Genomic DNA, 22,778 nt, shown 5'->3' with positions numbered 1-22,778 from the left:
GCCCATGCTGGCCCCAATCGCGAGCAGGCTCGCTCCCACATTGGAATGCATACCCTGTGGGAGCGAGCCTGCTCGCGATGGGGCCCGATTGACCGCCGCAGCTTTCAGGCCTCGCTCGTATCCTTGATGAGATGCGCCGCCAGGGTCCGCAACGGTCCAAGCTGACGGCAGATCAACCCCAGTTGCGTCTGCACCAGTCGCTGGCCCTCATCGATTTCGTCAGGCATCTGTTCAAGCTCGTTGGCCAGGGCTTCTTCCTCATCACTCTGGATCATGATCGAGGTTTTGGTTGCAAGGCCCTGGGCGATTTCGTCGATGCTGGAGGCCAGCTTCGCCCCTGCACCGTCTATCAACTGCTCGCGCACGTTCGTCGGCAGCTCGGTTCCCCGGTGGGCCCCCAGGCCCGACAGGTAGCTGAGCAAGGTATGGGACAGCACCAGGAAGCGAAATCCGACGTCGGCTTCCTTACGGAAATGCCCCGGCTCCATCAGCATGTTCGCCAGTGTCGTGGACAACGCCGCGTCGGCGTTATGGGCGTTGCGTCGGGCCAGGCGATAGGCCAGGTCATCACTTTTGCCGGCAGCGTATTGCTGCATGATCTGGCGCAGATAAATGCTGTTGCAGGTCAGCGTATTGGCCAGGACCTTGTTCAGCCGGCGGCCTTGCCAGTCCGGGAGGAAGAGGAACACTGCCAGGCCGGCGATCAGGCTGCCGAGCAGGGTATCGAAAAGCCGTGGCAGCAACAGTCCGTAGCCGTCGCCGACCTGGTTGAAGCAGAACAGCACCATGATGGTGATCGCGGCTGTCGCCAGGGTGTAGCGGGTCGTGCGGTTGGTGAAGAACACCACCCCGGCGGCAATGGCGAAGCACGACTGCACCAGCGGGTTGGGGAACAGGTCGAACAGCGCCCAGGCCACCGTCAGGCCAATGGCAGTGCCGATGATCCGCTGACCCAGTTTGCGTCGGGTGGCCCCATAGTTGGGCTGGCAGACGAACAGCGTGGTGAGCACGATCCAGTAACCCTGGGAGGGGTGAATCCAGTGCACCATCGCGTAGCCAACGCTCAGCGCCAGCGGCAGGCGCAGGGCATGGCGGAACAGCAGCGAGGTCGGTGTAAGTTGCGTGCGCAGACGTAGCCAGACGTCCTTGAAGTTGCGCGGTGAGCGATCCAGCAGGCTGCTGTCAGTGGCGTCGGCCAGGGCGTCAGGGTTACTGGCATCGCTGAGCAAGCGGTCAAGCGTGCCAAGGTTCGCCGACAAGGCCCGCAACGAACGCAACAGGCCACGCCAGGCCGGATTGCTCTGGATGCGCAGGTGCTCGAGAGATGCATGCAGGTCGTTCAAGGCCTCGGCGAAGCGATCATCGTAGACGAACGGCTGGCGCATCTGGATCGACTCGGCCAGCGCCTGACAGGCCTTGCCTTGCTGGCGCAGCAGGCGCTGGCAGCGGAACAGTACGTCGCTGTGAAAGAACGCCTCGGCGAGGGCGTTGTAGGGATAGTGGGAGGAACTGGCACGCTCATGGATGTCCTGGGCGAGGAAGTACAGCTTCAGGTAACGGCTGACCTTCGAGCCCGGCCGGCCATTGCCGACGCGGTGCAGGATGATTTCCTTCGCCGCATTGAGGGCCGCCACCACGCGGCCATTTTGTTGGGCCAGTTCCAGACGTCGGGCTTCGATATCCAGTTGGCGAACCGGTTCGAGCAGCGACGACTTGAGTTTCAGATAATGTCCCAGCTCGCGGAACAGTCGCGCCAGGCTCTGTTGCACCGGCTGGTTGGAAAACAATACATGCCACAGCACCGATAGCATGCCGTACCACGCCGCGCCGGCCACCAGCAGCAAGGGTTCGTGCCAGAAATCGGTGACCGCGCCACCGCGCTGGTCCACGCCGATTACGGTGTAGACCGACAGGATCAAGGTGGCCGAGGCAATCGCGCCATAGCGCTCACCCAGGGCACCGAGCATGGTCAGGCCGAAACTGGCCAGGGCCAGAGCGATGATGAAGAGGATAGGGTAGGGGAACAGCAGCTCAACCGACAGTGCCGCGACGGTGAAGCAGACCAGGGTCACGGCGAGCGCGTTGAGACGGCCCTGCCAGTTGTCATCGGTCTCGGCCAGGGCGCTGGCAATAATGCCCAGGAACAAGGGAATCAGCAGAGTCATCTCGTCCAGGTACCAGCACAGCCCCATGCTGCCGGTCAGGGCGATGAACACCCGCACGCTATAACTGAATTTATCCAACGCCCAAAGGCGACGCAGAGACTGACGGAACGAGGTCGATGACATGAAATGCAAGGGCCTGACGGGCAATGACACTAAATTGAGGCAGTAATGACGCCGACGCAATGGCGGCGATCACATCTGACAGCAAAAAGTGTTCCGCAGTCCACCATTCAGCCCCTGTTGGAGCGAGCCTGCTCGCGATGGCGGTATGTCAGTCAATTCATTATCAACTGACCCACCGCTATCGCGAGCAGGCTCGCTCCCACAGGGGATGTGGCGTGTCAGACATATTGTGCGGCGGCATAGCCCGAAGCCCAGGCCCACTGGAAGTTGAACCCGCCCAGGTGGCCGGTGACGTCCAGTACTTCACCGATGAAGTACAGCCCGGGGCTTTTCAGCGATTCCATGGTCTTGGAGGAGACTTCCCGTGTGTCGACGCCACCCAGGGTGACCTCGGCGGTGCGATAGCCTTCGGTGCCGGCCGGGGCGACGTTCCAGCTCGCCAGCTTCTCGGCAATGTCCGCCAGTTCCGCGTGGGTGTATTGCTTCATGGGTTTGGAGACGAACCAGGTGTCGGCCAACAGGGTGGCCATTTTTTTGGTGAACAACTCCCCCAGGAGGGTTTTCAGCTCGCTGTTGGGGCGCTCGGCCTGCTGTTGTTGCAGCCATTGGGGCACGTCGTGGTCCGGTAGCAGATTGATCTGCACCGTGTCCCCCGGCTCCCAGAACGACGAGATCTGCAGGATAGCCGGGCCGCTGAGGCCGCGGTGGGTGAACAGGATATTTTCGCGAAAGCTCTGGCCGTTGCAGCTCACCAGGCAATCGACCGAAGTGCCCGAGAGTTCGGTACACAAGGCCTTGAGTTGATCGGTGATGGTGAACGGTACCAGTCCGGCGCGGGTTGGCAAAAGCTGGTGGCCGAACTGCCTGGCGACCTGGTAACCGAAACCGGTCGCACCCAGGGTCGGGATCGACAGTCCGCCGGTGGCGATCACCAGGGACTGGCAGGCGATGGCGCCCAGGGTGGTCTGCAGCAGATAGCCGCCGTCGGTTTTCTCGATGTGTTCGATCGAGGTGTCCAGGTGCAGGTTTACCCCGACCTGTTCGCACTCATCCAGGAGCACGCCGAGAATGTCGCTGGACTTGTTATCGCAGAACAACTGGCCGAGCTTCTTCTCGTGATACGGCACGCCGTGCTTGGCCACCAGGGCGATGAAGTCCCACTGGGTATAGCGGGCCAGGGCGGATTTGCAGAAGTGCGGGTTCTGCGAAAGGAAGTTGGCCGGCTCGGTGTACATATTGGTGAAGTTGCAGCGTCCACCGCCGGACATGAGGATTTTCTTGCCGGCCTTGTTGGCATGGTCCAGCAACATCACCTGCCGTCCGCGCCCCGCAGCGGTCAACGCGCACATCAACCCTGCGGCGCCAGCGCCAATGATCACGACTTCGGTAGAGCGCAAAACGGTGTCCTCTCAGTCTCGCCACAAAACCCATTGTGGGAGCGAGCCTGCTCGCGATTGCGGTGTGTCAGTCAAATAAAGGTTGGCTGACCCGCCGCAATCGCGAGCAGGCTCGCTCCCACAGGGGAACTTCGTTGGTTGGGATGGTTACAGGATTCGCACCCGCAACGAGCGTCCCTTGATCTTGCCTTCGTTCAGGCGCTTGAGTGCCTGTTTGGCGATTCCGCGTTCCACGGCGACGTAAGCCTGGAAATCGAAAATCGCGATCTTGCCGACCTGGGTGCCGGGGATGCCCGCGTCGCCGGTCAGGGCGCCGAGGATGTCGCCGGGACGAACCTTGTCCTTGCGACCGGCGGCGATGCACAGGGTGCTCATGGCCGGCAGCAGCGGGCCGCCGCCCTGGGGCTTGAGGTTGTCCAATTGGTCCCAGCTCAGTGGGGCCTTCTGCAATTGCTCGATGGCCTGGGCCCGGTGAGCTTCGGATGGCGCTACCAGGCTGATGGCAACACCGGTTTCCCCGGCGCGGCCAGTGCGGCCGACGCGGTGGATATGGATTTCCGAGTCCCGGGCCAGTTCGACGTTGATCACCATGTCCAAGGCATCGATATCGAGTCCGCGGGCCGCCACATCAGTGGCTACCAGCACCGAAGTGCTGCGGTTGGCGAACATCGCCAGCACCTGGTCGCGGTCGCGCTGTTCCAGGTCGCCATGCAGGCCGACGGCGGAAATACCCTTGGACGTCAGGTGGTCGACAGTTTCCTGGACCTGCTGCTTGGTGAAGCAGAACGCCACGCAAGAGGCCGGCCGGAAGTGCGCCAGTACCTTGACCACTGCATCCATGCGCTCCTCGGGGGATATCTCGTAGAAACGCTGCTCGATCTGCGCGTCGGAATGCAGTGCCTCGGCCTTCACCTGTTGCGGGTCACGCATGAACTTGGACGACAGTTGCTTGATGCCTACCGGGTACGTGGCGGAGAACAGCAGCGTCTGGCGACGCTCCGGGGTCTGCTGGATGATGTCTTCGATCGCGTCGTAGAAACCCATGTCGAGCATGCGGTCGGCTTCGTCGAGGATCAGCGTGTTGAGGCCATCGAGTACCAGCGAGCCTTTGCGCAGGTGCTGCTGGATGCGTCCCGGTGTGCCGACAATGATGTGGGCGCCATGCTCGAGAGAGGCGATCTGCGGGCCGAAGGATACGCCGCCGCACAGGGTCAGGACCTTGATATTGTCCTCGGCACGAGCCAGGCGACGAATTTCCTTGGCGACCTGGTCGGCCAACTCGCGGGTCGGGCACATGACCAGCGCCTGGCAGCCGAAATAGCGCGGATTGATCGGGTTCAGCAGGCCGATACCGAACGCCGCGGTCTTGCCGCTGCCGGTCTTGGCTTGGGCGATCAGGTCCAGGCCCTTGAGGATCACCGGCAAGCTTTGCGCCTGGATCGGCGTCATCTGGGCATAACCGAGGGATTCGAGGTTAGCCAGCATGGCGGCGGACAGCGGCAAAGTGTTGAAATCGGTGGCAATGGTGGTCACGGGACAGGCCTGCAAAACAAAATGTCGCGCAGTGTAGCAGCCTCGTGCCACTTTCTTCGAAAGTTCTGGACGAGCTGTGCGAGCCATGGGGCTCCTGGAAGGCTGGGTGATTAACCTCTGGCGAGGGGATTTATCCCCTCGCTACAAAAGCTTACCGAAGCCACTCAAGCTTGGGTTAATGCTCGATATGCTCATCGTGACGTTTCTGCCGCCGCCCGTCCTGCTTCGACAACTGGGAGAAAATCGTCGCCGCCAGCATCGCCATGACCCCCACCGTCACGAATGTCAGCTGGAACGCACCCAGCACCGTGTCGACTCCATCGTTACCCACCTGGGCCGTGAAACCGCCGAGCAGGGCGCCGGCACAGGCGACGCCGAGGCTCAGGGACAGTTGCGCCACCACGGACAGCAGGCTGTTGCCGCTGCTGGCGCTGGCATCGTCCAGGTCGATCAGGGTCACCGTGTTCATCGCCGTGAATTGCAGCGAGTTGATCGCCCCCAGCACCGCCAGTTGTACCAACAACAGCCAGTATGGGGTCTGTTCGCTGACCAATCCCACGCTCGCCAGCATCACGCCCAGGGCCAGGGTGTTTCCGGTCAGGACGATGCGATAGCCCAGGCGCTCGATCAATGGCCGGGCGACGGATTTGGCGACCATGGCCGCCGCAGCCAGAGGGAGCATGCTCATCCCTGCCTGGGACGGCGAATACCCCAGGGCCACTTGCAGCAGCAACGGCACCAGGAAGGGCAGGGCGCCGCTGCCCAGGCGGGCAAACAGGTTGCCAAGGATGCCCACCGCGAAGGTCCGGGTCTTGAACAGCGACGGCGCGAACAGTGGATTCTCGACGTGTCCGGCCCTTAGCCAATAAGCCGCCAGGCAGGCCATGCCGCCGAACAGCAGCAACATTACCCGCAGGTGCGGCAAGTGCAGCTCGCCAAGGCCCTCCATGGCGATGGTGATCAATACCATTGCTGCGCCGAACAGCAGGAAGCCCACGCCATCGAAGCGAGTGCGCTCGCTGCCGCGCAGGTCGGGGATGAATTTCCATACCGCGTAGCAGCCGATCAGCCCCACCGGCAGGTTGATGATGAAGATCCAGTGCCATGTGAGGTACTGCACCATCCAGCCGCCCATGGTTGGACCGATCAGAGGACCGAGCAGGCCGGGAATGGTAATGAAGCCCATGATCCGCACCAGTTCCGAGCGAGGGTAGGCCCGCAGCACCACCAGCCTGCCTACCGGTAGCATCAGCGCGCCGCCCAGGCCCTGGACCACCCGCGCGCCGACCAGCATCGTCAGCGAGCTGGACAAGGCGCACAGCAGCGAGCCGAAGCTGAACAACAGGATTGCACCGAAGAAGATTTTTTTGGTGCCAAAGCGGTCGGCGATCCAGCCCGAGGCCGGGATCAGCAACGCCACGGTGAGCATGTAAGCGATGATCACGCCCTGCATGCGCAGTGGGTTCTCTGCCAGGTCGCTGGCCATGGCAGGCAGGGCGGTATTAAGGATCGTCCCGTCGAGGGACTGCATGAAAAAAGCGATCGCCACGACCCACGGAAGCCAGCGGGCGGTGGTTGCGTCGAGCGGTGCACGGTTGGGCATGGGGCCTCTTGCTGTGTCTCAGGGTGTTCGTGGTGGCTTTATCGCGGGCAAGCCTTGCTCCCACCGGATGTCATTGTCCTTGTGGGAGCAAGGCTTGCCCGCGATGCTTTACAGGGTCAACGTCAACCGCTTGACCAACGCCCCCGGCAACAGCATCGAGGCAGTGGCCCGCTGGCTGTAGGTGCTGGCCGAGAGCAGAAGCTCCCGCTCCCGGGTCAGGCCTTCGAGTTGCGAGCCGAGCAGGCTATAGACGCTGTCGTCGAAGCGCATGGTGCTGACCGGTGCCTGGATCTGGCCGTTCTCGACCCAGAACGTGGCGAAGCGAGTCATGCCGGTCATGCGTGCCGCTGGCTGGTCCGAGTAGTTCAGGTACCAGAGGTTGCTGATGTACAAGCCGGTGCCGAGGCGCTCGAGAATGTCTTTCTGCTCCAACTGGCCTTCCTGCATGACCAGCGCCGAGGGGTATTCGTAACTGCTCGCACCGTTGGCGGTGAGGCCGTATTCGGCGGCGCTGCGTGAATTGACCAACCGGGCGTTGGCCTTGCCCTTGGCGATCAGCGTCAGGTCATCGCGCGGATAGCCCTCATCGGAAAACGCCGGGCTCAAGGAGCCGCTCACCTGCTCGCTCAGCCCTACGACGGAGCTGAAGGTGGTCTCGTCGGCGTAGAACTTCTGCAACGGGCTCTGTTTGCTGGCAATTGCCCGGGCCGAGAACCCGCCCCAACTGAGCATGCCCATTATCTCTTCCAGCGCGGCCGGTGCCAGGTAGGCGCGATACTCACCGGGCGGGAGCGTGCGCAGCGGCCGGCCGAGAAACGCCAGTTGCTCGCGGGCCTGGGCAAAGCGCTTGGCAAATCCTTCGCTGCTCCACTCATGGCCGGCGTAACTGGCTTTCACCGCCTGGCCGTTTTCGTGGAACAGGCTGAAGTCAAAGTTGAAGCTGTTGGCCTGATGCCAGCCAAATGCCCCCGATGAACTGGCGAAACCGCGGCTGATGGAGCCGGCGGCGTAGATCCCCACCAGGTCCAGGCCTTCAGCAGCCCGGGCTATTTCGGCCACGGCCTGTTCGGTCGCCGGCAGCGGATGGTGTTGCTCATTATTGTTCTGCCAGTGATTGTGGTTGAGCAGCAGATAAGGATCCCGGGGCAGTAGCGGCAGGGTATCGCGCAGTTGTTGCAGGCCTTCACCCAAGCGCTGCAGGTCTGTCTCGATCTCGCCGGACAAGGTGATCTGCAGGTCGGCGTGGCGCCCGTCGTCGATCAATTTGAAACTCACATTGGCCTGTTGCACCTGTCCGGCCTGGCGCACCTTGCCATGGTTGAAGCGCACGAAGGCCGAGGACTCCGCGGCGTAGCCCAGGGTGAATTGTTCGGACTCATGCAGCGCGGCGCGTAGCCAGTCGGCCAGCGTCTTGAATGCCCCAGCCTGATTGTTGACGGTACTCATCAAGCGTCTCCCCCAAACACATCTACGTTGCTGAACACACAAGCTGGCGACGCATGGCCAACGCGGATGACCTGGTTCGGTTCGCCTTTGCCGCAGTTCGGCGTGCCCAGCACCTGGGAGGTACTGGCATCGCCCACGGCTCGCAGACTCTTCCAGAATTGCGCGGAGATGCCCCGGTAGTTGGGATTCTTCACCACGCCCTTGAGCTCGCCGTTCTCGATCAACTGGCCCCATTCGCAGCCGAACTGGAATTTGTTGCGCGCATCGTCGATGGACCAGGAGCGGTTGGTGCGCATCAGCACGCCGTGTTCGATGCCCTGTATCAACTGTTCCAGGGATTGATCGCCCGCCTCGATGTTCAGGTTCGCCATGCGGTCGATGGGCGGCCGGTTCCAGCCGCAGGCGCGGCTGTTGGCGACGCCGTCCAGGCCTGCGCGAAACTGTGACAGCGCACCGCCCAATGGGCGCAGCAGCAAGCCTTCGCGAATGAGGAACTGTTTGCTGGCGGCGCTGCCGTCGTCGTCATGGCTGTAGCTGGCCAGTTCCTCGGGGATGTCCGGGTCGAACGTCACGTTCAGCAGGCGGGAGCCGTATTGCAAGTGGCCGAAGTCACTGGTCTTGACGAAACTGGTGCCGGCGTAGTTGCGCTCGTCCCCCAGGATACGGTCCAGTTCCAACGGGTGGCCGATGGACTCGTGAATCTGCAGCATCATCTGGTCGGGCATCAACAGCAGGTCTCGCGGGCCTTGCGGGGTGTTCGGCGCCATCAGCAACTGCAGGGCCTGATCGGCGATTTTCGGCCCGGCCCCGATGAGGCCGCAACGGTTGATCACATCGAAGCCACCTTGCTGGCCAAAGTTTTCGCGGCCCAGGGTGCGAGTCTGGCTGTCATTACCGTCGAAGGCGGTGACGTCCAGTGACGGGTAGATGAAGCGTTGGGCCTGGCGTAATTCGGCACCGGCACTGTTGAGGTAGATCTGCTCGACCTGGGTCAGGCCGATGCTGACCTGCCAGTTCACCAGGCGCTCGTCCCGGGGTACCGCCGCCGATTCGTCACCGAGTAATTGGTAGCAATCGCTCAGGGCGGGGAATGCCTGGTCGAAGTGCGGCGAGAAGTAATCGGCGCGGTCGCAGGCAACCGCCTGCTCGCGCAAGTCGAGCAGGGCGTGGGGCTTGAGCTGGCGAGCCTGTTGCTCGGCGTGTTCGAGAGCTGCTTGCAGACCAGCCTGGGACAGGTCGTTGGTGGCGGCGTAGGCTTCGACACCGTTGACTCGCACGGTGAGCATTGCTCCTTCGTCACGGCTCAGGCTGGGCGGTTCGGCGATGTTCTTGCGCACCGACAGATGTTGGCCGGATTCGCGCACGTAACGCAGGGAAAAGAATTCAGCGCCCGTGCGCAAGGCAGCAAAACGCTGCTTGAGCTGGGGGTGGAAGTCGAACATCGGGGAACCTCCTTGGTAGGGTGCATCGGTGCTGCGGGGGGGGGGAGGGTGAAACGTTTGCGTGAGGCTAGATTAGGCTTGGGGCGGGGCGGGATCAAGGCTTGAGGATGGATAGAGCGGGAATGCTTCAGTGTCTGGTCGGGCGCCATCGCGAGCAGGCTCGCTCCCACATGGGATCTGTGTCGGGCACGAAACTTGTGTCCGCCGAAATCCAGTGTGGGAGCGAGCCTGCTCGCGATAGCCGCGCTGCGGTGTTACTGCACGGCTGGCGCCACCTCGCGCAACGGCTTTCCCTTGACCGGCGCATCGCCGGCCACATAGTACGGCGCGGTGCTGCGTGGCAGTGGCTTGCGGCCGCGGATCCTGTCGGCGATTTTCTCGGCCATCATGATCGTCGGCGCGTTCAGGTTGCCGGTGGTGATGATCGGCATGATCGAGGCATCCACCACCCGCAGGCCTTGCATGCCATGCACGCGGCCTTCGCCGTCCACCACCGCCATGTCGTCGGTACCCATCTTGCACGAGCAGGACGGGTGGAAGGCGGTTTCGGCGTGTTCGCGGATGAACTGGTCCAGTTGTTCGTCGGTCTGCACCTCAATGCCCGGGCTGATCTCTCGCCCACGGAACGGATCGAGCGCCGGCTGTTGCATGATCTCACGGGTCAGGCGGATGCCGTCGCGAAATTCCTGCCAATCCTGCTCGGTGGCCATGTAGTTGAACAGAATGCTCGGGTGCTGGCGGGGATCCTTGGACTTCGCCTGGATCCGGCCCCGGCTTGGCGAGCGCATGGAACCCATGTGCGCCTGGAAACCGTGCTCCTTCACACCGTTGCTGCCGTTGTAGTTAATCGCCACCGGCAGGAAGTGATACTGGATGTTCGGCCATTCGAATTCCGGACGGCTGCGGATGAAACCACCAGCCTCGAACTGGTTGCTGGCACCGATGCCGGTACCGTTGAACAGCCATTCGGCACCGATGGCCGGCTGGTTGTACCAGAGCAGCGACGGGTACAACGAGACCGGTTGGGTGCAGGCGTATTGCAGATAGAGCTCCAGGTGGTCCTGGAGGTTTTCGCCGACACCCGGCAGGTCGTGCACCACCGGGATGTCGAGGCTTTCCAGCAGTTTGGCCGGGCCGACGCCGGAGCGTTGCAGGATCTGCGGCGAGGCGATGGCGCCTGAGCACAACAGCACTTCCTTGCGTGCCCGGGCTTCGACGCGCTCTTCAGCGGCGCCCACCAGATAACGCACGCCCACGGCACGCTTGCCTTCGAACAGGATCTTGTCGGTCAGGGCATGGGTGACGATGGTCAGGGTCGAACGCTTCTTGGCCACGTCCAGATACCCGCGCGCGGTGCTGGCGCGCCGGCCATTCGGGGTGACGGTGCGGTCCATAGGGCCGAAACCTTCCTGCTGGTAGCCGTTGAGGTCTTCCGTACGCGGGTAACCGGCCTGAACGCCGGCCTCGACCATGGCATGGAACAGCGGGTTGTTGCCGGGCTTGGGTGTGGTCACACTGACCGGGCCGTCGCCGCCGTGATAGTCGTTCGGGCCGATGTCCCTGGTTTCAGCTTTCCTGAAATAGGGCAGGCAGTCCAGGTACGTCCAATCCTCGAGACCGGGCAGTTTTGCCCAGTTGTCGTAGTCCAGGGCGTTGCCACGGATGTAGCACATGCCGTTGATCAGCGAAGAGCCGCCCAGGCCCTTGCCGCGACCGCACTCCATGCGCCGGCCGTTCATGTGTGGCTCGGGATCGGTTTCGTAGGCCCAGTTGTAGCGACGACCTTGCAACGGGAACGCCAGGGCGGCGGGCATCTGCGTGCGGAAGTCGAGGCGATAGTCCGGGCCACCGGCTTCGAGCAGCAGGACGGTGACGCCCTCGTCTTCGGTCAGGCGGGTGGCCAGGGTGTTACCGGCGGAGCCGGCACCGATGATGATGTAATCGAATTCTTGGGACATGAAATGTACCCTCTTTTAATTGGGTTCAGGTCGTGGCCGGTGAGTGTCTTTCACTCCATCGCGAGCAAGCTTTGATCCCACAGGTTTCTGATAGACACAGCAGTTGTGTTACAGCAGATTCCTTGTGGGAGCATGGCTTGCCCGCGATGACGGCCTCGCAGGCACCGCAGAAGCCGGGCTTTAGAACACCGATGCGTAATCGCCCAACTCGACCTGTACCGATTTGATGCGCGTGAAGTTATTCAGCGAGCTGATCCCGTTCTCCCGGCCTACACCCGATTGTTTGTAGCCACCGACCGGCATCTTCGCGTCGGATTCGCCCCAGGCGTTGATCCAGCAGATACCCGCTTCCAGTTGATGAATCACGCGGTGGGCGCGGTTGAGGTCGCGGGTCACGACGCCGGCGGCCAGGCCGAATTCGGTGTCGTTGGCTCGGCGGATCACTTCTTCCTCGGTTTCGTAGCTGAGGATCGCCATTACCGGGCCGAAGATTTCTTCCCGCACGATGGTCATCTCGTCGGTGCAATCGGTGAATACGGTCGGAGCGACGAACGCACCCTTGGCAAACTCGCCGTCGGTCAGGCGCTTGCCGCCACACAGTAGACGGGCGCCTTCAGCCTTGCCCTTCTCGATGTAGCCCAGCACGCTTTCCATGTGGGCGAAGCTCACCAGCGGGCCGAAGTTGGTGTTTTCGTCCTCTGGGTTGCCGATGCGGATGCGCGCCACACGCTCGGCGATCTTGGCTTCGAACGCAGCCTTGAGATGGCTTGGCACGAACACGCGGGTGCCGTTGGTGCAGACCTGGCCGGAGCTGTAGAAGTTGGCCATCATCGCGGTGTCGGCGGCTCTATCCAGGTCGGCGTCGTCGCAGATGATCAGAGGCGACTTGCCGCCCAGTTCCATGGTTACGTCCTTGAGCGAGGAACTCGAAGCGCTGGCCATGACTTTCTTGCCGGTGTCGGTGCCGCCGGTGAACGAGACCTTCTCGATGCGCGGGTGCTCGGTCAGCCAGGTGCCGACTTCACGGCCGCTGCCGGTCAAGACGTTGAAGACCCCAGGTGGAACGCCTGCTTCGGTGTAGATCTCGGCCAGCTTCAGGGTCGTCAGCGAGGTGACTTCGCTGGGCTTGAAGATCATCGCATTGCCGGCCGCCAGGGCCGGTGCGGACTTCCATAGCGCGATCTGGATCGGGTAGTTCCACGCACCGATCCCGGCGACGATGCCCAGGGGCTCGCGACGGGTGTAGACGAACGAGGTATCGCGCAACGGGATCTGCTCGCCTTCGATGGCGGGCACCAGGCCGGCATAGTATTCCAGCACGTCGGCGCCGGTCACGATGTCGACGTAGCGGGTTTCGGAGTAGGCCTTGCCGGTGTCCAGGGTTTCCAGAGCGGCCAACTCATCGTTGCGCTCGCGCAGGATGTCCACAGCGCGACGCAAGATCCGCGAGCGCTGCATGGCGGTCATGGCGGCCCAGACTTTCTGGCCCTTTTCGGCGCTGAGCACGGCGCGTTCGACGTCTTCCTTCGTCGCACGCTGCACTTGGGCAAGTACTTCACCGTTGGCAGGGTTGATGGCTTCGAAAGTGGCGTCGCCACTGGCATCGCTGTACGCGCCATCGATGTAGAGTTTTTGCAGTTCGAAACGGGCCATAAAGTCCTCGCAAGTGCATAAGTGGTTGGCTGCCCCCGTGCGCGTCTTCTAAAGCTGACTACGCGGTTCGGCGGCGGTTCAGGAGTCGAGCGGTTCTGTGTGCTCTGGCGCCCCTGCCTTGCCCAGTTGGAAATCCATGTATTCGTAAGCGATCCGGTGTGCCTGGGCGGTGTCGAACGCGTCTCCCGACAGCGCCCCGCGCAGCCACAAGCCGTCAATCAGCGCGGCCAGGCCCCGCGCCGCGCTACGCGCCTCATCGACAGGCAGCACGCGGCGGAACTGGCAACACAGGTTGGAATACAGACGGTGATCGTTGATCCGCTGCAACCTGTGCAATGACGGGTGATGCATGCTGGTGGCCCAGAAGGCCAGCCAGGTTTTTCTTGCCGGGCCGTTGACCTGACTGGCGTCGAAGTTGCCTTCGATGATCACCTTCAGATGAGCCCGTGGGCTTGAATCCTCAAGCGCCTGGCGGCGTGCGGTGATGTTCTCGCTCAGGACAGTCATCAGGTACTGGGCCGTGGCCGCGATCAGGCCATTCTTGTCCTGGAAGTAGTGGCTGATGATGCCGTTCGAGACACCGGCCAAACGGGCAATCAGCGCAATGCTGGCATCCCCCATGCCGACCTGATCGACGGCCTGCAACGTGGCATCGATCAATTGCTGGCGGCGGATGGGTTGCATACCGACCTTGGGCATGGGGCTCTCTCCTCGATCATCCGACGGACAGAGTGTTGTCCGGTGGTGCTGATGAGCAGTCTATTTTGTTTTAATTGAACGTTCAATCAATAAAAAATCTGGCGTAGGTCAAGGTCCAGAGATTTGCTTTTCAGGAATGCAAAACCCTGTGGGAGCCGAACCCTGTAGGAGCCCGCCCTGTGGGAGCCGAGCTTGCTCGCGATGGAGTCGACACGGTTCAACTGCAAACCGCGTCATCGTTCATCGCGAGCAAGCTCGGCTCCCACAGGGTTCGGCTCCTACAGAGTTTGCTCCCACAGGGCTCGCTACCACAGGGTTGGGGTTTAGCCCAGGTTCTTACCGAGCAGCGCGTGGTACAGCTCGCTGTCGCCGAGGATCCCGACCACTTTCTGATTGTCGTGGAGCACCAGCTTGTTGCCGGTCTGGTAGCGGATCTGCAAGGCGTCGCGCATGCCGATGTTGGAATCCACCAGCGTCGGGCGACGGCCCAGGCCTTCGACGGGTTGCCCCTGGACCCAATTCTGCAGGTCCAGTGCTGCGCCGTTCTGGCGTGCACCCTTGATGGTGTTGCCTTCGGCCAGGTCGAGCCAGGAGTCGCCACCTGGATCCAGGCATACCGAACCGTTGATGCGCTTGCAGTTGTCCAGGGTGCGCATCAGGCTGCGACCGCACAGGACGTTGAGCGGGTTGGTATGGGCAACGAAGGTGCGCACATAGTCGTCCGCCGGGTTCAGCACGATTTCTTCCGGCTTGCTGTACTGGATGATCCGGCCGTCCTTCATGATCGCGATCCGGCTGCCCAGCTTCAGGGCCTCGTCGAGGTCATGGCTGACGAACACGATGGTCTTGCTCAGCTTGCGCTGCAGCTCCAGCAGTTCGTCCTGCAGGCCTTGGCGGATCAGCGGGTCGAGGGCCGAGAACGGTTCGTCCATCAACAGAATGTCGGCGTCCATCGCCAAGGCGCGGGCCAGGCCGACCCGCTGCTGCATCCCGCCGGACAACTCGTCGGGCTTCTTGTTGCGCCACTGGGCCAGGCCCACCAGCTCCAGTTTCTCATCCACCAGCTTGCGCCGTTCCTTTTCCGGACGGCCCTGCATTTCCAGGCCGAAGCTGATGTTCTCGCGCACCGTCAGCCAAGGCATCAGGGCGAACTTCTGGAATACCATGGCGATGCGCTTGGTGCGCATCATCTTCAGTTCGGCGGGGCTGCAGGAGGCAATGTCGATCTGCCGGCCTTCATGCTCGACGAACAACTTGCCACGGCTCACGGTGTTCAGGCCGTTGATGCAGCGCAGCAGGCTGGATTTGCCGGAGCCGGACAGGCCCATCAGCACGCAGATTTCGCCTTTCTCGATGTCCAGGCTGGCTTTTTCCACGCCGACGATTTGTCCGGTCTTTTTCAGGATCTCGTTGCGGGTCATGCCTTGGTCGAGCAGTTTGAGGGCTTCGCGTGGATCCTTGGCGAAGATCACATCGACCTGGTCGAAGCGGATTATGCTCATGCGTCACCCCCTGCTTTGGCGTCGGGTTGTTTGCAGATACGGTCGAGCATGATCGCCAGCAGTACGATTGCCAGGCCGGCTTCGAAGCCCAGGGCGATATCGGCGGTGTTCAGTGCGTTGACCACGGGTTTGCCCAGACCGTCGGCACCTACCAGTGCAGCGATTACCACCATCGACAACGACAGCATGATGCACTGGGTGACGCCGGCCGCGATGCTTGGCATCGCATGGGGTAGTTCGATACGCGACAGGAGCTGGCGACGGGAGCAGCCAAAGGCCTTGCCGGCGTCCATCAGTTCTTCCGGAACGTCGCAGATACCCAGGTAGGTCAGGCGGATGGGCGCGGCAATCGCGAACACCACGGTGGAGATCAGACCCGGGACTACACCCAGACCGAAGAGGGTCAGGGTAGGAATGAGGTAGACGAAGGTCGGTACGGTCTGCATCAGATCGAGTACCGGGCGCATCATGGTGTAGAACATCGGCCTGTGCGCGGCAACAATGCCCAGCGGCACACCGATCACAACGCAGACCAGGGTCGCGAACATCACCTGGGCCAAGGTTTCCATGGTTTCCTGCCAGTAACCCAGATTGAGGATCAACAGGAAGGAAGCTATGACGAATACAGTGAGGCCCCATTTGCGCTGGATGAAATGCGCCAGGAGGGCAATCAGGCCAATCAAGGCAAACGGGTTGAACCAGGTCAGCGCAAATGTCACGCCGTGAATCATCGTTTCCAGGAATAACGCGATTGCGTCAAAGGTGTTGGCGCCATGTTGCGTCAACCATTCGACGAAGCCCGCAATGTACTGGCCCAAGGGTATTTTATGATCAATCAGCATGGTAGTGAACGTCCGCATGCAAGGGATAAACAGCCCGGGCGGGTGGAGGCCCGCCCGGCATAACTATTACTGTGCGAGCTTGGCTTTCACGGCTTCCAGGCCAGGTTTACCGTCAATGGTGGTCACGCCAGCGAGCCAGGTATCGAGTACCTGTGGGTTTTTCTGCAGCCACGCCTTGGCGGCGGCTTCAGGCTTCATCTTGTCGTCCAGGACGTTGCCCATCAGTTTGCTTTCCATGTCGACCGTGAACTCGAGGTTCTTCAACAGCTGGCCAACGTTGCTGCATTCCTGGGTGTAACCTTTGCGGGTGTTGGTCGCCACGGTAGCGGCGCCAAAATCCGGACCGAAGAAGTCGTCGCCGCCGGTCAGGTATTCAATGTTGAAGCGGGTGTTCATCGGATGCGGTGCCCAGCCGAGGAACACCACGTCGGTGCCGCGCTTGGAGGCACGGTCGACCTGGGACAACATGCCCGCTTCGCTCGACTCGACAACCTTGAAGCCGGCGTCCTTCAGGCCGAAGGCGTTCTTGTCGATCATGCTCTGGATCAGGCGGTTGCCGTCGTTGCCCGGTTCGATGCCGTAGATCTTGCCGTCGAGTTCCTTCTTGAACTTGGCAATGTCGGCGAAGTCGTGCAGGCCTTTGTCGTACAGGGCCTTGGGCACGGCCAGGGTGTACTTGGCGCCCTTGAGGTTGGTGCGCACGGTCTCCACGGTGCCGGCGTCGCGGTAGGCCTTGATGTCGTTCTCCATGGTCGGCATCCAGTTGCCGAGGAACACGTCCATGTTCTTGCCGTCGGCCAGGGACTTATAGGTCACTGGTACGGAGATCATGGTGGTCTTGGTCTTGTAGCCCAGAGCGTCGAGAATCACGCTGGTGGTGGCGGTGGTCACGGTGATGTCGGTCCAGCCGACGTCGGAGAAGTTGACAGTGCTGCACTGTGCGGGTTCAGCAGCGTTGGCCAGCATGGGAAGACTCAGCATGGCGGCCAACAACAACGACTTGGAACCTTTCATGAGTGGACTCCTGGTGTTTTATCGGCGGTGTCCGGCAGGACAATCGCGCTTTGTATTGTGATGTTGCGGTTGGGGCGCGTGACCACTGTCGACACGCGGCCTTGAAAACGAGCCGTAACCGATCATGTACCAGCGCAAATCTGTCGCCTACAGGGTGGGTCGTATCCAGTACAGGGAGGGTCGCATCCAGTGTTGGTAACGTCGTTTACAGATTTTTTCCGCCTCTGGCAGGTCTCTGACACGCAAAAAAACGGCGAAGAACCCTGTCATGGGACGGGCGACGTTGGTGGGCATAATTGCGTCGGTGTCAGACGTCGACCCCTGCGGCAAAAACCGGATGATGCGGCCATCCCGGCGTTGAGCGTAGCAGCTCCGTCACCGGGCGCTCCTGCGCCCGGATATGCCCGTTCTGGAGGTTCTAGGCAATGGCAATCAGCGTATTTGACCTGTTCAAAATTGGTATTGGCCCGTCCAGTTCTCACACGGTCGGCCCGATGCGCGCCGCGGCGCTGTTTGTCGAGGCGCTGCGGGCAAAGGCACTGCTGAATGACGTGCGGCGGGTCGAGGTACAGCTCTATGGTTCGTTGTCGGCCACCGGTATTGGCCACGGTAGCGATACCGCCGTCATCATGGGCCTGATGGGCGAGTGGCCGGATGCGATCGATCCGTCGCAGATTGCGCCGCGCATCGCGTTGTTGCGCGAAACCGAGACCCTGCAACTGGACGGTCGCTTGCCGGTGCCTTTCGTATGGGCACGGGACATGCGCCTGATCGATGAAAACCTGCCGTTCCACCCCAATGCCATGACGCTGGTGGCCGAAGGCGCCAGCGGTGAGTTGTTCCGCGACACCTATTATTCGGTTGGCGGCGGTTTTGTCGTTGATGAGGCCCAGGCCTCCAGCGGCGTAGCGGACCTGGACACCACCCGGTTGCCTTACGACTTCTCCAGCGCCGAAGAGCTGCTTACGTTGTGTCGCACCCACAACCTGCGGGTGGCCGAACTGATGATGGCCAATGAAAAGGCCTGGCGCTCGGAAGAGGAAATCCGCAGCGGGCTGATGAAGCTCTGGCGGGCCATGCAGGAATGTGTCGAGCATGGTCTCAAGCATGAAGGCATCCTGCCCGGCGGCCTGAACGTACGTCGGCGTGCAGCCAAGTTGCACCGCAGCCTGCAGGAATTGAACAAGCCGAATGTCATCGGTTCGACCCTGAGCGCAATGGAGTGGGTCAACCTCTTCGCCTTGGCGGTCAACGAAGAAAACGCCGCCGGCGGGCGCATGGTGACCGCGCCGACCAATGGCGCGGCGGGGATCATTCCGGCGGTTCTGCACTATTTCATGAAGTTCAGCGAGGCCGTTACCGACGCCAACGTAGTGGATTATTTCCTCGGCGCGGCGGCGGTGGGCATCCTGTGCAAGAAGAACGCTTCGATTTCCGGTGCCGAGGTCGGTTGCCAGGGCGAAGTGGGCTCGGCCTGTGCCATGGCGGCGGCAGGCCTGGCGGAGATCCTCGGTGCCACGCCGGAGCAACTGTGCAACGCGGCGGAAATCGGCCTGGAACACAACCTTGGCCTGACCTGCGACCCGGTGGGCGGTCTGGTCCAGGTGCCTTGCATTGAGCGCAACGCGATCGCCGCGGTAAAAGCGATCAATGCGGCGCAGATGGCACTGCGCGGCGACGGCCAGCATTTCATCTCCCTGGACCGGGTGATCCGCACCATGCGCGATACCGGCGCCGACATGCACGACAAGTATAAAGAGACGTCGCGCGGTGGGTTGGCGGTCAGTGCGGTGGAATGCTGATAAAAGCCTTTACGATCCTTGTGGTGAGGGGATTTATCCCCGCTGGGCTGCGAAGCAGCCCTGAATACAGACAGCTCGGTGTGTCAGAAGTACCTGAAGGCCCGCTTCGCGACCCAGCGGGGATAAATCCCCTCGCCACAGGCGCTCTGAAACTGCTCGATAAACGAACATTGCCCCCCTGAACCCGCCACCTTTTAGCGCGTCGCAAACAGATAAGACGCTGTTATCTGATCAGTCGCTGTGCAGCAGATGAGCGCTCGTCCTCTGCGCTTGGGGTGACACTGTGGTGAAAGCGGCGCAGCCCAGTTCCCACAAGTGATACCGAACTGCTCACCGCCTGCCGCGCCGCGCCGCAGCCGCCCTTGATGACCCTTATAGTCCACACTCAATGTGCGCCTTATATAGACGGCTCGGCATGTCGTTTTCAGGATTTATTGAATGCGCCTCCAAGTTTAGGCACGGCAATTGCTCTATCAATGAAAAGCCCGTCTCCTGCATAAGGACCAAGGGCAACAACCAATAAAAAGAGCCTCCGCCTGAGGCCATCACCCGCTTTGTGTGAGGAGATACTGCGATGACGTCGACCCACTCCGGGGCCCAACCCCAGAACCGTGCGCCTCAGTCCATTGGCTTTCTGCTGCTGGACAATTTCACGTTGATTTCCCTGGCGTCCGCAGTGGAGCCCCTGCGCATGGCCAACCAGCTATCCGGGCGCGAGCTGTATCGCTGGACCACCCTCACCGTGGATGGCGGGCAGGTCTGGGCCAGTGACGGTCTGCAGATCACTCCGGACGCCTCCATGCATAAGGCACCGGCCCTGGATACTGTCATCGTCTGTGGCGGCATCGGCATCCAGCGCACCGTTACCCGTGAGCACGTGTCCTGGCTGCAAGGCCAGGCCCGCCAGTCCCGTCGCCTTGGCGCGGTCTGCACCGGCAGTTGGGCGCTGGCCTGTGCCGGTCTGCTCGATGGGTTCGATTGCAGCGTGCACTGGGAATGTCTGGCAGCGATGCAGGAAGCTTTCCCGCGGGTGTCGATGAGCACTCGCCTGTTTACCCTCGACCGTAACCGTTTCACCAGCTCCGGCGGCACCGCGCCACTGGACATGATGCTGCACCTGATCAGTCGCGATCACGGTCGCGAGCTGTCGGCGGCCATCTCGGAAATGTTTGTCTACGAGCGCATCCGCAACGAGCAGGATCACCAGCGCGTGCCGCTCAAGCACATGCTCGGCACCAACCAGCCGAAGTTGCAGGAGATCGTTGCGCTGATGGAGGCCAACCTCGAAGAGCCGATCGATCTGGACGAACTGGCGGTGTACGTCGCCGTGTCCCGGCGTCAGCTCGAGCGGTTGTTCCAGAAATACCTGCACTGCTCGCCGTCGCGCTATTACCTCAAGCTGCGACTGATCCGTGCACGGCAACTGCTCAAGCAGACGCCGATGTCGATCATCGAAGTGGCTTCGGTGTGCGGCTTCGTCTCCACGCCGCACTTCTCCAAGTGCTACCGCGAATACTTCGGCATTCCACCGCGCGACGAGCGCGTCGGTTCCAACACCACGCAACAGGTGGCGATGATGCCGTTGCCGCAGGCCCTGGTGCTGTCACCGTTGTCCGGTCCGTTGTCGGCGTTGAGCCAAGCGCGTAACGAGTCGACGTTTGCCAGCGTGAGGCTCTAGACCGAGGCGCTTTCGTCGCGAGCAAGCTTTGCTCCCACAGGCCTGGACTACCCCCAAGAAGTTGGACACAAATCCAACCCTTAGGGGCAGTCCAGGCCTGTGGGAGCAAAGCTTGCTCGCGATAGATTTTTCAGGCGCTGTGGTTCTGCTGGTATTGCGCCAGTGCCGGCAATAGCTGCTTATCGATCGCCTGGCGCACGGCCGGCAGGATGGTGGCGCTGCTGGTGTACATTTCCTTGACCATCCGGCGCAGTTCATTGGCGCGAGCCTTGTCCAGGCCGCGCACCGCACACTCACAGGCCTGCTCGGCGGTAGAGCCGCTGGGTATCTGGAGGCCGAGAGCCTTGAGCTGGCCCAGCAGGTCTTCCTGGTCGATCAAATCGGCGTGCATCATGACGCTTTTCCTTGTTCATGGATGGGGGCGTGACTCGATTCTGGTAGCCACCCGAAGCGGCGGCAAGGGCAAATCGTCGCGATGACCTATATGGCTATGAGCGTGTCGTTTTCGGCTAACTGACGCTGATCGGGACTGGGCACACTGGCCTCAAGCTGAATCACGATGGTTTGGTCACCCTCGCGCGACAGCTCCTCCAGTAACGCCTCCTGCCCCGATCATGTCACGGCTTGATCGGGGATTTTTTTGCCTGCGCTATTCGTGCCGCCGCCCATCGCGAGCAAGCTCGCTCCCACAGGGAAAAGGGGCTCCTGTGGGAGCGAGCCTGCTCGCGATAGCCACGACGCGGTCTAACGCTGCAACACCAGAATCCGCGACAGCAACTCATCCCGGTCCACATAGCAGCCCTGGAAATGCCGTGCCCCGGTGGCCGGGTCGAAGGCGTTGCGGGCGTGGAGGGTGCGGCGGTTGTCGAAACACCACAGCTGACCGGGCTCCAGCCGCTGTGTCAGGCGAAACGACGGCTCGCGGGTCAGGGCGATGAAGCGTCGGTAGGCGCGGTAGAGGCTGGGCATCTGCTTGACCGAGGTGTCGAACGGTCCGCGCAGGAAGTTCGCCATGCGGATTTCCGAAACCTGGCCCAGCGCATCCAGCGCGATGATGGGCGCCAGGCAGCGATAGTCGCTGTGGCGATCCTTGTTGCGAAATTCCACCGGGATCTCGCATAACGCGGCAAAAGCCTCCGGGTCTTCCTGGCGCAGGGCTTCGGCAATGGAAAAACCGTCGACGAAAATGCTCTCGCCACCCTCGGCGTCATTGACCAGACAATGCAGGAACTGCAATCCCGGCTGCAGTTCCCGGGTCGGCAAGTCGCTGTGCAGCGGCAGGTTGAAGGCGGTGTAGGCGTTACTGTCGGCGTTGGCCTTGGATTGCACATTGAACAGCACGCCAAAGTTGCTTTCGCGGATGAATGAAATGCGCTGGGCAATCTGTTTCAGCGAACCGGGTTCGGTGGGCACGCCGCGCACCTGGGTCAGACCGATGTCTCGTACCGCGAGCAACCATTGCAGCAGCGCGCTGTCATCCTCCATCAGCGCCGGATAATCGAACACCGGCAGTTGCAGATCGTGTTTCCAAAGTTGGCGCTTGCCCTTGCCCGCCAGGCGCTCGGCCCTGGATTCATCATCGTAGGCGTGGGCGCGCAGCCATCCCGGATCGAAACGGCTCTGATGGCCGTCCCGCCAATCCACGCACAGACAGCCTTCGGCATCGAGGCGGATCGCGCCAGGCTCCAGGTCTTCAGGCACATCGACGATTTCCAGCACCTGTTCCCGGGTAACGGTATAGACACAGTGTGGGCAGGGGCAGTTATCCCGCAGCCATTGATGATGAAACGGGCTGATGCGGCCGTCGGCCCAGGTGATCTGTATGCGGTCAGCGAAGGGGCTTGCCGCGCTCAACGCGCAAACCCGGGGATAGCAACGGAAGTCGGCAACAGCGGCGGCGATGTTCATGGCGAGCTCCTTT

16 protein-coding genes are annotated in these 22,778 nt (G+C 61.8%); 2 read left to right on the top strand and 14 right to left on the bottom strand.

Annotation, left to right across the window (positions count from 1 at the left end; genetic code table 11):
* Positions 1 to 104: 104 nt before the first annotated feature.
* The 12 genes from yccS to AD665_RS00545 form a co-directional block, all read right to left on the bottom strand.
* The gene (gene yccS / locus AD665_RS00600; RefSeq protein ID WP_024778827.1) at positions 105 to 2,288 is read right to left on the bottom strand and encodes a YccS family putative transporter; all 2,184 of its coding nucleotides are present in this window, start codon (positions 2,286 to 2,288) and stop codon (positions 105 to 107) included.
* 218 nt (positions 2,289 to 2,506) lie between these two features.
* A complete protein-coding gene (locus tag AD665_RS00595) occupies positions 2,507 to 3,685 on the bottom strand; it encodes a BaiN/RdsA family NAD(P)/FAD-dependent oxidoreductase (RefSeq protein WP_053190535.1) in 1,179 nt (392 codons plus the stop codon).
* 147 nt (positions 3,686 to 3,832) lie between these two features.
* On the bottom strand, positions 3,833 to 5,170 hold the full coding sequence (gene dbpA, locus AD665_RS00590) for an ATP-dependent RNA helicase DbpA (protein ID WP_231995077.1): 1,338 nt from the start codon (positions 5,168 to 5,170) through the stop codon (positions 3,833 to 3,835).
* A 223-nt stretch (positions 5,171 to 5,393) separates the two neighbouring features.
* Positions 5,394 to 6,821 (bottom strand): multidrug transporter subunit MdtD, encoded by a 1,428-nt coding sequence (mdtD, locus tag AD665_RS00585; RefSeq protein ID WP_024778824.1) that lies wholly within the window; start codon positions 6,819 to 6,821, stop codon positions 5,394 to 5,396.
* A gap of 108 nt (positions 6,822 to 6,929) precedes the next feature.
* On the bottom strand, positions 6,930 to 8,267 hold the full coding sequence (locus tag AD665_RS00580; protein WP_024778823.1) for a TldD/PmbA family protein: 1,338 nt from the start codon (positions 8,265 to 8,267) through the stop codon (positions 6,930 to 6,932).
* Positions 8,267 to 9,709, bottom strand: a complete 1,443-nt coding sequence (locus AD665_RS00575; RefSeq protein WP_053190533.1) for a TldD/PmbA family protein — start codon at positions 9,707 to 9,709, stop codon at positions 8,267 to 8,269. Before AD665_RS00575 ends, AD665_RS00580 begins: the two co-directional genes overlap by 1 nt.
* A gap of 254 nt (positions 9,710 to 9,963) precedes the next feature.
* Positions 9,964 to 11,667 carry a choline dehydrogenase gene (gene betA / locus AD665_RS00570; protein WP_024778821.1) on the bottom strand — a complete coding sequence of 568 codons (1,704 nt, stop codon included), beginning with the start codon at positions 11,665 to 11,667 and terminating at the stop codon, positions 9,964 to 9,966.
* 180 nt (positions 11,668 to 11,847) lie between these two features.
* Positions 11,848 to 13,320: a betaine-aldehyde dehydrogenase gene (betB, locus tag AD665_RS00565; protein ID WP_024778820.1), complete on the bottom strand. Its 1,473-nt coding sequence runs from the start codon at positions 13,318 to 13,320 to the stop codon at positions 11,848 to 11,850.
* A 78-nt stretch (positions 13,321 to 13,398) separates the two neighbouring features.
* Positions 13,399 to 14,019 carry a transcriptional regulator BetI gene (gene betI / locus AD665_RS00560; RefSeq protein ID WP_024778819.1) on the bottom strand — a complete coding sequence of 207 codons (621 nt, stop codon included), beginning with the start codon at positions 14,017 to 14,019 and terminating at the stop codon, positions 13,399 to 13,401.
* A gap of 323 nt (positions 14,020 to 14,342) precedes the next feature.
* On the bottom strand, positions 14,343 to 15,521 hold the full coding sequence (choV, locus tag AD665_RS00555) for a choline ABC transporter ATP-binding protein (protein ID WP_041021077.1): 1,179 nt from the start codon (positions 15,519 to 15,521) through the stop codon (positions 14,343 to 14,345).
* Complete coding sequence (gene choW, locus AD665_RS00550; protein ID WP_024776551.1) at positions 15,518 to 16,363, bottom strand: choline ABC transporter permease subunit; 846 nt, start codon at positions 16,361 to 16,363, stop codon at positions 15,518 to 15,520. Before choW ends, choV begins: the two co-directional genes overlap by 4 nt.
* 66 nt (positions 16,364 to 16,429) lie before the next feature.
* A complete protein-coding gene (locus AD665_RS00545; RefSeq protein WP_024776552.1) occupies positions 16,430 to 17,377 on the bottom strand; it encodes a choline ABC transporter substrate-binding protein in 948 nt (315 codons plus the stop codon).
* Positions 17,378 to 17,802: 425 nt separating this feature from the next.
* On the opposite strand from AD665_RS00545, the gene AD665_RS00540 reads away from it, so the two are divergent.
* On the top strand, positions 17,803 to 19,179 hold the full coding sequence (locus AD665_RS00540; RefSeq protein WP_024776553.1) for an L-serine ammonia-lyase: 1,377 nt from the start codon (positions 17,803 to 17,805) through the stop codon (positions 19,177 to 19,179).
* 574 nt (positions 19,180 to 19,753) lie between these two features.
* Positions 19,754 to 20,857 carry a choline metabolism transcriptional regulator GbdR gene (gene gbdR, locus AD665_RS00535; protein WP_024776554.1) on the top strand — a complete coding sequence of 368 codons (1,104 nt, stop codon included), beginning with the start codon at positions 19,754 to 19,756 and terminating at the stop codon, positions 20,855 to 20,857.
* 130 nt (positions 20,858 to 20,987) lie between these two features.
* On the opposite strand, the gene AD665_RS00530 is transcribed toward gbdR, so the two are convergent.
* On the bottom strand, positions 20,988 to 21,251 hold the full coding sequence (locus tag AD665_RS00530; RefSeq protein WP_024776555.1) for a hypothetical protein: 264 nt from the start codon (positions 21,249 to 21,251) through the stop codon (positions 20,988 to 20,990).
* Positions 21,252 to 21,601: 350 nt separating this feature from the next.
* Positions 21,602 to 22,765, bottom strand: coding sequence for a gamma-butyrobetaine dioxygenase (locus AD665_RS00525; protein ID WP_024776556.1), 1,164 nt, complete (start codon positions 22,763 to 22,765; stop codon positions 21,602 to 21,604).
* Positions 22,766 to 22,778: the final 13 nt, after the last annotated feature.

The sequence above is a fragment of the Pseudomonas corrugata genome, assembly GCF_001269905.1.
GTDB classification, from domain to species: Bacteria; Pseudomonadota; Gammaproteobacteria; order Pseudomonadales; family Pseudomonadaceae; genus Aquipseudomonas; species Aquipseudomonas corrugata.
This window is presented reverse-complemented; position numbering and strand designations above follow the sequence as displayed.